Origin of the sequence: Pseudomonas sp. 102515, assembly GCF_031085165.1 — a bacterium.
In the GTDB taxonomy this organism is placed as follows: Bacteria; Pseudomonadota; Gammaproteobacteria; order Pseudomonadales; family Pseudomonadaceae; genus Chryseomonas.
On sequence record NZ_JAVHTY010000004.1, the window covers coordinates 267,343 to 277,245 of the forward strand.

Below are 9,903 nucleotides of genomic sequence, written 5' to 3' on the forward strand. Positions count from 1 at the left end.
AAATCGGCCGCCTGCGCGGAGCGGTCAATCGTTACGCGGGCTCGCTGCGCGAGATGCTGCGCCGGATCGCCGCCGATGCTTCGCAGCTGCAAGGGCAGGCGACCGAGCTGGCCCAACTCTCCAACGGCCTGGCCGACCGGGCGGAACAGCAGCGCGAAGACAATACCCTGCTGGCCACGGCCATCACCGAAATGTCGGCCAGTGCCGGCGAGGTGGCGCGCAACACCACGGATTGCTCCGATGTGGCGCGGGATTCCCTGGTCACGGTGCAAACCGGGCAGAGCCAGATGGCGCGCAATACTCAGTCCATGCGGGGCCTGGCGGACGACATCGGCGGTGCCGCCCAGGCCATCACCCGGCTGGGCGAGGACATCGAGCGAGTGGGCGGCGTGCTGGACGTGATCAAGTCGATTTCCGAACAGACCAACTTGCTGGCGCTCAATGCCGCCATCGAGGCCGCCCGGGCCGGTGAGCAGGGGCGTGGCTTCGCCGTGGTCGCCGATGAGGTCCGCACTCTGGCCGGACGCACTCAGGCATCCGCCAACGAGATCCAGGAAATGATCGCCGGCTTGCGCCAGGCCTCCAGCACGGCGGTGACGACCATGCAGGCCGGCGTGCAGCGCACCGGGGGCGTGGTGCACGAAGCCACGGCCGTGGCCGAGACCCTGAAAGGCACCGTGGACAGCTTCGACGGCATCGTCCAGCGCGCCCAGCAGATCGCCGTGGCTGCCCAGGAGCAGAGTCATGTGACCCAGGAAATCAGCGAACTGGCGGTACGCATCCACGCCGCGAGCGAGGAGAGTGCCCGCGATGCCGGCACCCTGCGTCAGCTGGGGCAGGAAATGCAAGGGTTGTCGACCAGCCTGAGCGCCCTCAGCCAGGGTGGGCGCTAGCCGCCGGCGTGGCGGTGAGCGTCTTGCGCAAAAAATACCGCGCGAAGCCCAGCGGATAGTCCGCCAGCTCGCCGAAGCGCTCGTAGCCAAGGCGCTCGTAGAAGCCGCGGGCCTGGAATTCGTGGGTATCCAGCCAGGCGCCGTGGCAACCACGGGCCAGGGCTTCGGCCTCGGCGCGCCGCAGCAGCTCGCGACCGGCGCCCTGGCCGCGGACGGCTTCGCCCACCGCCAGCAACTGCACGGTCAGCCAGCCATAGCCGGTATAGCCCCAGAGTCCGCCCAGGGATTCGCCGCCACGGGTCAGGCTGATGACCAGGGGACGATAACCGCTCGGTCCGGCCTGGGCTTCGTTGTATCGCCGTAGCGGCACGGCGATGGCCTGGCGCAGGTCTTCCCGTGCTTCGTCGGTGAGCTGGAATTCCAGGGGCGACGCGGTCATGGCGATGAACTCCAAGAGGCGGGAAGAAGGGGCGCGTGACCCGAGGGTTCTGCTTCTGTCCCCGGCGCGGCTTTGGAGTAGCCTAGCCTTTTCTGCATTCGCGGTGAGCCATGGACATACGTGAAGGTCGTGCCCGGGTCGGCACGCTGGAGCTGGCCTACGAGGATTGGGGCGATCCCGCCGATCCGGCGCTGCTGTTGATCATGGGCTTCGGTGCCCAGTTGCTGCTGTGGCCGGAGGGCTTCTGCGAGGCTCTGGTGCAGCGCGGCCTGCGGGTGATCCGCTTCGATAACCGCGACATCGGCCAGTCCTCGCGGCTGGGCTGGCCGGGTGGTCGGCCGCCTTCGTTGTGGCCGGTGCTCGGGCGGGCCCAGTTGGGCAAGACCAGTCCAGTGCCCTATCGCCTGGAGGCCATGGCCGCCGACGCCGTCGGCCTGCTCGATCACCTGGGCATCGACCGCGCCTTCGTGCTGGGCGGCTCCATGGGCGGCATGATCGCCCAGATCCTCGCCGCCGACTGGCCGCAGCGGGTAAAGCGGCTGGGCATCCTGTTCTCTTCCACCAATCAACCGCTGTTGCCGCCGCCCTCGTTCAAGCTGCTTGGCAGCCTGCTGTTGCGTCCGCCGGCCGATCTGCCGGCGGAGGCGGCGCTCGCCCGGCAGAAGGCCCTGCTCCGTGGCATCGAGAGCCCGCGTTATCGGCAGAGCGAGGCCGATCTCGAACGGCTGGTGCAGCGCATCCTGGCGCGCGGCGTGGATGTGGAGGGGGTGCAGCGGCAGCTGTTCGCCCTGCTCGGCAGCGGTGACCTGCGCCCCTTCGCCCGCCGTATCCAGGCGCCGACCCTGGTGGTGCATGGCGCGCGGGATCCGCTGCTGCGTCCGGCCTGTGGTCGCGCCGTGGCGCGGGCCATTCCCGGCGCCCGCTTCGAGCTGATACCGGACATGGCCCATGACCTGCCGGCGCCGCTCTGGCCGAGGCTGAGCGCGTTGTTCGCCGAGTTTTTCCTGGCGGCCTAGGCCAGGCAACCGGTGCGGGGCCTGAGCCCATCGATGATCAGCGTCTCCAGGCCCTGCAGGACCTCGTCGAAGAACAGCGGATCCTTCAGCGTACGGCCGCACAGGGTCTGCACCTGCACGCGGAAGTCCGCGTAGTGCTGGGTGATGGCCCAGATGCTGAAGATCAGGTGGTGCGGATCCACCGGGGCCAGCTTGCCGGCGGCGATCCAGGCGCGGATCACCCGGGCCTTCTCGTCCATCAGGTCATGCAGGCTGCCCTGCAATTCCGGCAACAGCAGCGGCGCGCCCTGGACCATCTCCAGGCAGAACAACCGGGATTCGGCGGGATAGTCACGCGACATCTCCAGCTTCTGGCGCAGATAGCCGCGTAGGGCGTCGAGGGGTTCCTGGTCTTCGCTGAAGGTGCGCAGGGGATTCAGCCAGGTCGCCAGCAGCTGGCGCAGCACGGCGACATAAAGGTCTTCCTTGCTGCTGAAGTAGTAGAGCAGGTTGGTCTTGGAGACGTCTGCCTGCAGGGCCACCTGATCCAGGCTGGCGCCGTGCAAGCTGAAGCGCGAAAAGATATCGAGCGCAGCGCTGAGGATCTGAGCGCGCTTGGCCTCTATCTGGCGCTGCCGGCGTTGCTGGGCGGCAGGGCTGGGTTGACGCGGCTTGCGTGGCGGAGAATCACTGGCCTGACTCACGAACTGCTCCTTGGGCCTTCATGGACATCTGACGCGGACCGACCGCTGGACGAGCGGGAAGGGCCGGCTTCAGGTGCGGTCGTTGAGATTCCCACCTTCCTGGTGACGAATCGTCGGCGGACGCCAGAGGGTCGCGCGCCGGTCTCCAAACTCTAGCATGGCCGGACATCGTGCATGCCCCGGATTCGGGCACCTTGCACAAACTGGGTGCTCTGATCTGGACCAAATGGTCCGGAGATATTCCGGAATTTTATCCAAGTGCCTGATTGGCTTGAAATTTCAAGACTTGGCAAGCTTTCTGCTCCGATCCTGCCGCCACGGCGCATCTCGATGCGCTTCGATTCCTGACTGCGGGAGAGTGCGAGCGATGAATATCGGTGTCTTCATTCCTATCGGCAACAACGGCTGGCTGCTGTCGGAAAACGCGCCCCAGTACCGGCCCACCTTCGAGCTGAATCGCGAGATCGTGCAGCGCGCCGAGCACTATGGCTTCGACTTCGCCCTGTCGATGATCAAGCTGCGCGGCTTCGGCGGTAAGACCGAATTCTGGGACCACAACCTGGAGTCCTTCACCCTCATGGCCGGGCTGGCGGCGGTGACCTCGCGCATCAAGCTGTTCGCCACCGCCGCGACCCTGACCCTGCCGCCGGCCATCGTCGCGCGCATGGCCGCCACCATCGACTGCATTTCCGGCGGACGCTTCGGCGTCAATCTGGTCACCGGCTGGCAGAAACCCGAATACAGCCAGATGGGGCTCTGGCCGGGTGATGAGTTCTTCGCCAGCCGCTATCAATACCTCGGTGAATACGCCCAGGTGCTACGCGACCTCTGGGGCACCGGCCAGTCGGACTTCCAGGGCGCGCACTTCCGGATGGAGGACTGCCGGGTGAGTCCGCAGCCCCAGGCGCCCATGGAGATCGTCTGTGCCGGGGCGAGCGATGCGGGCCTGGCGTTCGCCGCCGAACACGCCGACTACAGCTTCGTCTTCGGCAAGGGCGTCAACACGCCCAAGGCCTTCGCCCCGGCGGTGGAGCGACTGCAGGTGGCCACCGGCAAGACCGGGCGCGAGGTCTCCTCCATCGCCCTGTTCATGATCATCGCTGCCGAGACCGACGAGGCCGCCCGGGCCAGGTGGGAGCACTACAAGGCCGGTGCCGACGAGGAAGCCATCGCCTGGCTGGGCGCCCAGGCCGCCGTCGACACCAAGTCCGGCAGCGACACCAACGTGCGGCAGATGGCCGATCCGACCTCGGCGGTGAACATCAACATGGGCACCCTGGTGGGTTCCTTCGCCAGCGTGGCGCGGATGCTCGACGAGATCGCCGAGGTGCCCGGGGCCAGCGGGGTGCTGCTGACCTTCGACGACTTCGTCCAGGGCGTGACCGACTTCGGCGAGCGCATCCAGCCGCTGATGCAGAGCCGCCGTCATATCGACCTGCTCAAGGAGAGTGCCTGATGAACGCTGTGGAAACCCTGGCGGGCTATGCCCTGCCTGCCGGCGATGCCGAGGCCCTGACCCTGCCGGCGCGTCCCGAACCGCTGCGGCTCAAGGCCAGCGAGACCGCCCTGATCGTGGTGGACATGCAGAACGCCTATGCCAGCAAGGGCGGCTATCTGGATCTGGCCGGCTTCGATGTCTCGGCCACCGGCCCGGTGATCGAGAACGTCGCCGCGGTGGTGGAGACCGCCCGCGGCGCGGGCATCCAGGTGGTCTGGTTCCAGAATGGCTGGGACCCGCAGTATCGCGAGGCGGGCGGGCCGGGTTCGCCGAACTGGCACAAGTCCAACGCCCTCAAGACCATGCGCAAGCGACCCGAATTGCAGGGCCAGCTGCTGGCCAAGGGTGGCTGGGACTATGCCCTGGTGGACCGGCTGCAGCCGGCGGCCGAGGACCTGGTGGTGCCCAAGACCCGCTACAGCGGCTTCTACAACACCCACCTGGACAGCCTGCTGCGTGCCCGCGGCATCCGCAACCTGGTGTTCGTCGGCGTCGCCACCAACGTCTGCGTGGAATCGACCCTGAGGGACGGCTTCTTCCTCGAATACTTCGGCGTCTGCCTGCACGACGCCTGCCACCAGGCCGGGCCCCGTTCGGCCCACGAGGCCGCGCTGTTCAACATCGAGACCTTCTTCGGCTGGGTCGCCAGCTGCGCCGATTTCCACACCACCTTCGCCAAGGACTGAGCCACCATGCCCAAGCAAGCCGTGATCCCCGCCGGTACCGGTACCCCCATCGCCCCCTTCGTGCCCGGCAGCCTGGCCGATGGCGTGCTCTATGTCTCCGGCACCTTGCCGTTCGATGCCCAGAACAACGTGGTCCATGTCGGCGACGCCGCGGCCCAGGCACGCCATGTGCTCACCACCATCCAGGGCGTGGTGGAGGCGGCTGGCGGCACCATGGCCGACGTCACCTTCAACATGATCATGCTCACCGACTGGGCGAACTACGCCGCCATCAACGCGGTGTACGCCGAATTCTTTCCCGGCGAGAAGCCGGCGCGCTATTGCATCCAGTGCGGCCTGGTGAAGCCCGACGCCCTGATCGAGATCGCCAGCATCGCCCATGTCGGCTAGGCCGCGCTCCTGACTCCGCCCCCACTCCGTATCACCCCCTATCCCCTCGGAGAGGGTTGGAATGAGGGCCGCCTCGACCCACCAAACCTTCAAGGACCGCCCATGCACTTCGAACTCCATGGCCGCCAGGATCCGGCGGCCGAGACCCTGCTGCTCAGCTCCGGGCTGGGCGGCGCCGGGGCCTTCTGGGCGCCGCAGCTGGCGGCCCTCGGCGAACGCTTCCGGGTGGTGGTCTACGACCAAGCCGGCACCGGCAAGCGTCCGGCCGAGCTGCCGGCGGACTACCGCATCCAGCATATGGCCGAGGACCTGCTGGCCCTGGCCGATCGCCTGGAACTCGACAGCTGCCTGTTCATGGGCCATGCCCTGGGTGGCCTGGTCGGACTGCAGGCCAACCTGCTGCGTCCGGGATTGATCCGCCGCCAGGTGCTGGTCAATGCCTGGAGCCGACCCAATCCGCACACCGCGCGCTGCTTCGCCCTGCGTCAACGGCTGCTGCGCGACAGCGGCGCCGCGGCCTATGTCCAGGCCCAGGCGATCTTTCTCTATCCGGCCACCTGGATCGCCGAGCACGGCGAGCGCCTGGCCGCCGACGAAGCCCACGCCCTGGCGCACTTCCCCTGTGAGGCCAATGTCCTGCGGCGCATCGGCGCCCTGCTGGCCTTCGACGTGGACGCCGAACTGGCGCGGATCGAGGTGCCGACCCTGGTGTTGGCCAACCGCGACGATGTGCTGGTGCCCTGGACCTCGTCCCAGCGCCTGGCCGCGGGCCTGCCCCAGGCCAGCTTCCAGTTGCTGGAGTGGGGCGGCCATGCCTCCAGCGTCACCGACCCCGCCACCTTCGACCAGGTGGTACTCGACTATCTCAGCCAAGCCTTGGAGGCGTAACGCCATGTCCGTTGCCCATGCCTTGCCCCTGTCCGCCGCTAGCCCCGCCGCCCCGGTCGAACGCGATCTCTTCCGTGGGGCCATGGCGCGCCTAGGCGCCGCGGTCAATCTGGTCACCACCGATGGTCCGGCCGGCCTGGCCGGCTTCACCGCCACCGCCGTGTGCAGCGTCAGCGACACCCCGGCGACCCTGCTGGTCTGCCTCAACCGGGGCGCCTCAGTGCATCCGGCCTTCAGCGCCAATGGTGTTCTCTGCGTCAACGTCCTGGCCGCCGGCCAGCAGGCGCTGGCCAACCTCTTCGGGGGCAAGACCGCCATGGCCGAACGCTTCGCTGCGGCGAGCTGGACCCGCCTCGCCACCGGTGCGCCGGTGCTGGACGGCGCCCTGGTGGCCTGCGATTGCCGCATCGCCGGGGTGCAGTCGGTGGGCAGCCACGACCTGCTGCTCTGCGAGGTGCTGGGGGTGGCCGAGCCGGGTGGCGAAGGCGGATTGCTGTACTTCGACCGGCGTTATCACGAGCTGGGTTAATTGGCGCTGTCGGGCTTCGACGACAAGGCCGTCTCAACCCGACCTATGCCGATTGTAGCTTGGGCTGAGCTCCGCGAAGCCCAACCTCGCCAAGTTGATCCAGCACACCAACCCCTTGCCTGCCGGCGCCGAGCGTACCCTGGGCGCCACCCCGGTGCACGCTGACCGTTCGAGGTGCAGCGCGCCGCCGAAAGATCCTGGGTATCTCCCATCAAGCTGTTGTTTTGATTGGTTTTTATGGTTTTTACCAAATGGTCCAAAGATGGCACAACGGTTGCACTTTCCTTGCTGCCGTCCTGCCCGGTGAACGTGCGTCGCGCTGTCTCCTTTCGTCCCACTCGTGAGGTCCGTCATGCCGCTGTCCAGTGTTCCCATCATCGATCTGGCCCCCTATTTCGACGGCTCGACCGCCGGCAAGCAGGCGGTGGCCAAGGCCGTCGACCAGGCCTGCCGCGACATCGGCTTTCTGGTCGTCACCCACCATCAGGTGCCCGAAGAACTGGTCGAGCGTGTCTCGCGCCTGTCGCGGGCCTTCTTCGACCTGCCGCTGGGCGAGAAACGCAAGGCTGATCGACCGCGCCCGGATCAGGTGCGCGGCTACAGTGCGGTGGCCGAGGAAAGCCTTTCCTACAGCCTGGAGGAGGCGGCGCCGGGGGATCTCAAGGAGTCCTTTTCCATCGGGCCGCTGGATGTCCCGGAGACGGCCTACTACCGCGGTCCCGAAGCCGGGCCGCACTTCGCGCCCAATGTCTGGCCCTCGGCCATTCCCGGCTTTCGCCAGGCCTATGCCGAGTACTTCGCCGCCATGAGCGACCTGGCGCGCACCCTGATGCGCCTCTTCGCCCTGGGGCTGGAATTGCCGGAGACCTACTTCGACAGCCGCATCGACCGCCACATCAGCATGTTCCGCACCCTCTGCTATCCCCATCAGCGGGAAGCGGCGCTGCCCGGCCAGTTGCGCGCCGGCGCCCATACCGACTACGGCAGTCTGACCATCGTCCGTCCCGACGACGCCCCTGGCGGCCTGCAGGTGCGCAATGCCGACGGCGAGTGGGTGGACGTGCCCAAGGTGCCGGGCAGCTTCGTGGTCAACATCGGCGACCTGATGATGCAGTGGACCAACGACCGCTGGGTCTCGACCCTGCACCGGGTGGTGAATCCACCGGCGGATGCCGGTGGCGACACCCGCCGCCAGTCCCTGGTGTTCTTCCACCAGCCCAACTACGACACCCTCATCCAATGCCTGCCCGGTTGCGCCACGCCCGGCACGTCGCCGCGCCATGCACCCATCACCTCGGGCGACCACCTGAGATCCAAGTTCGTCAAGCAGACCACCTTCGGCGGTACCCAGTCCGGCGTGCGGGTGGCCTGATGCCGAGTCTTTCCTACGTCAACGTCTTCGCCCATGACGTGGTGGCCCTGAGCGGCTTCTATCAGCGGGTGTTCGGCTTTCCCGAGATCGCGGCGATCCGCTCGCCGATCTTCCGTGGCCTGGACACCGGCAAGACCGCCATCGGCTTCAACGCGCCGGAGGCCTATGAGCTCTTGGGGCTGGGCGAATTCGCCGGCAGCCAGGGTTGCCGCTTCCTGCTCAACCTGGAGGTGGACAGCCGCGCCGAGGTGGACCGACTGGTGCCGGTGGCCGAGGCCGCCGGTGCCCGCCTGCTGAAGGCGCCCTACGAAACCTACTACCACTGGTACCAGGCGGTGCTGCTGGACCCGGAAGGCAACGTGTTCCGTATCAATCACATGCTGTAGACAAGGCTAAGGACGAGACGATGCTGAGCAGATGGCTGGGAAGAGTGGCGTGCGCGCTGGTACTGCTGGGGCTGGGCGCCATGGCGCGGGCGGACGACGAGGGCTTCACCCTCAAGGGCGAGCCGAAGATCGCCATGCTGTATTTCACCGCCAAGAACGACGGCGGCTGGACGCAGGCCATGGACGAGGCGCGGGTGAAGATCGAGAAGGAACTGGGCCTGAAGATCCAGTTCGTGGAGAACGTACCGGAAACCGCCTCGGCCATCCGCCCGGCGGCCGAGCGCTTCATCAAGCGCGGCGCCAACATCGTCATCGGCACCGCCTTCGGCTACTCCGACACCTTCAAGCAACTGGCCGAGCAGTACCCCGACGTGGCCTTCCTCAACGCCTCGGGCACCACCAATGGCCGTAACCTGGAATCCTTCTACGGCCGCACCTACGAAAGCCAGTACCTCTGCGGTATGGCCGCGGGCGCGGCGTCCAAGACCGGCAAGCTGGGTTTCGTCGCCGCCAATCCCTTCGGCGTGGTGAACTGGACCATCAACGCCTACGAGCTGGGCGCCCGGCAGATGAATCCCAATGCCACCCTCACGGTGATCTACACCGGCAGCTGGAACGATCCGGTCAAGGAGCGCGCCGCCGCCGCGGCCCTGATCGACCAGGGCGCCGACGTCATCGGCCAGCACGTGGATACGCCGACGCCGCAGATCGTCGCCCAGGAGCGCGGCGTCCATGGCACCGGCCACCATCGCGACATGCGCCAGTTCGCGCCCAAGGCCACCCTCTGTTCCTCGGTGTGGGTCTGGGATCGCTTCCTGGTGCCGGAGCTCAAGAAGGTCATCGCCGGCCATTGGAAACCCGCGCCCAACGGTGCCCTGGTCTCCATGGCCGACGGCGGCACCGATATCGCCGGGATCGGCGATGCCGTGCCCAAGGCGGCCCAGGACAAGATCCTCGCCGAGCGCGAGGCCCTGCTCAAGGGCAAGCAGATCTACGCCGGTCCCTTGAGCGATCGCGACGGCAAGGAACGGGTCGCCGCCGGCCAGGTGCTGTCCGATCCGGCGCTGTGGCAGATGGACTGGTTCGTCCAGGGCGTGACCACCCAGAAATGAGTCCGGGTCGT

Annotated in this window: 12 protein-coding genes; 10 read left to right on the forward strand and 2 right to left on the reverse strand. The window is 67.3% G+C overall.

What is annotated here, in order from left to right:
- Positions 1 to 287 precede the first annotated feature (287 nt).
- Positions 288 to 893, forward strand: coding sequence for a methyl-accepting chemotaxis protein (locus RCF34_RS23155; protein WP_374941209.1), 606 nt, complete (start codon positions 288 to 290; stop codon positions 891 to 893).
- On the opposite strand, the gene RCF34_RS16860 is transcribed toward RCF34_RS23155, so the two are convergent.
- Positions 874 to 1,332, reverse strand: coding sequence for a GNAT family N-acetyltransferase (locus RCF34_RS16860; RefSeq protein WP_308709200.1), 459 nt, complete (start codon positions 1,330 to 1,332; stop codon positions 874 to 876). The genes RCF34_RS23155 and RCF34_RS16860 overlap by 20 nt on opposite strands.
- 110 nt (positions 1,333 to 1,442) lie before the next feature.
- On the opposite strand from RCF34_RS16860, the gene RCF34_RS16865 reads away from it, so the two are divergent.
- Positions 1,443 to 2,348, forward strand: a complete 906-nt coding sequence (locus tag RCF34_RS16865) for an alpha/beta fold hydrolase (protein WP_308709201.1) — start codon at positions 1,443 to 1,445, stop codon at positions 2,346 to 2,348.
- Here RCF34_RS16865 and rutR read toward each other — a convergent pair.
- Complete coding sequence (rutR, locus tag RCF34_RS16870) at positions 2,345 to 3,031, reverse strand: HTH-type transcriptional regulator RutR (protein ID WP_308709202.1); 687 nt, start codon at positions 3,029 to 3,031, stop codon at positions 2,345 to 2,347. The genes RCF34_RS16865 and rutR overlap by 4 nt on opposite strands.
- A 367-nt stretch (positions 3,032 to 3,398) precedes the next feature.
- Between rutR and rutA the strand changes: the two genes are divergently transcribed.
- The 8 genes from rutA (at position 3,399) to RCF34_RS16910 (ending at position 9,892) form a co-directional block, all read left to right on the forward strand.
- Positions 3,399 to 4,487, forward strand: a complete 1,089-nt coding sequence (rutA, locus tag RCF34_RS16875) for a pyrimidine utilization protein A (RefSeq protein ID WP_308709203.1) — start codon at positions 3,399 to 3,401, stop codon at positions 4,485 to 4,487.
- Entirely contained in the window at positions 4,487 to 5,215 is a 729-nt protein-coding gene (rutB, locus tag RCF34_RS16880; RefSeq protein ID WP_308709204.1) for a pyrimidine utilization protein B, read from the forward strand. Before rutA ends, rutB begins: the two co-directional genes overlap by 1 nt.
- A 6-nt stretch (positions 5,216 to 5,221) precedes the next feature.
- A complete protein-coding gene (gene rutC / locus RCF34_RS16885) occupies positions 5,222 to 5,605 on the forward strand; it encodes a pyrimidine utilization protein C (RefSeq protein ID WP_027600052.1) in 384 nt (127 codons plus the stop codon).
- A gap of 102 nt (positions 5,606 to 5,707) precedes the next feature.
- On the forward strand, positions 5,708 to 6,493 hold the full coding sequence (gene rutD / locus RCF34_RS16890) for a pyrimidine utilization protein D (RefSeq protein ID WP_308709205.1): 786 nt from the start codon (positions 5,708 to 5,710) through the stop codon (positions 6,491 to 6,493).
- A 4-nt stretch (positions 6,494 to 6,497) separates the two neighbouring features.
- Positions 6,498 to 7,022, forward strand: a complete 525-nt coding sequence (locus RCF34_RS16895) for a flavin reductase (RefSeq protein ID WP_308709206.1) — start codon at positions 6,498 to 6,500, stop codon at positions 7,020 to 7,022.
- Positions 7,023 to 7,374: 352 nt separating this feature from the next.
- Entirely contained in the window at positions 7,375 to 8,394 is a 1,020-nt protein-coding gene (locus RCF34_RS16900) for a 2-oxoglutarate and iron-dependent oxygenase domain-containing protein (protein ID WP_308709207.1), read from the forward strand.
- Positions 8,394 to 8,780 (forward strand): VOC family protein, encoded by a 387-nt coding sequence (locus tag RCF34_RS16905; protein WP_308709208.1) that lies wholly within the window; start codon positions 8,394 to 8,396, stop codon positions 8,778 to 8,780. The genes RCF34_RS16900 and RCF34_RS16905 overlap by 1 nt, the downstream gene beginning before the upstream one ends.
- Before the next feature lie 20 nt (positions 8,781 to 8,800).
- On the forward strand, positions 8,801 to 9,892 hold the full coding sequence (locus RCF34_RS16910; RefSeq protein ID WP_374941201.1) for a BMP family ABC transporter substrate-binding protein: 1,092 nt from the start codon (positions 8,801 to 8,803) through the stop codon (positions 9,890 to 9,892).
- The last annotated feature ends 11 nt before the right edge of the window (positions 9,893 to 9,903 follow it).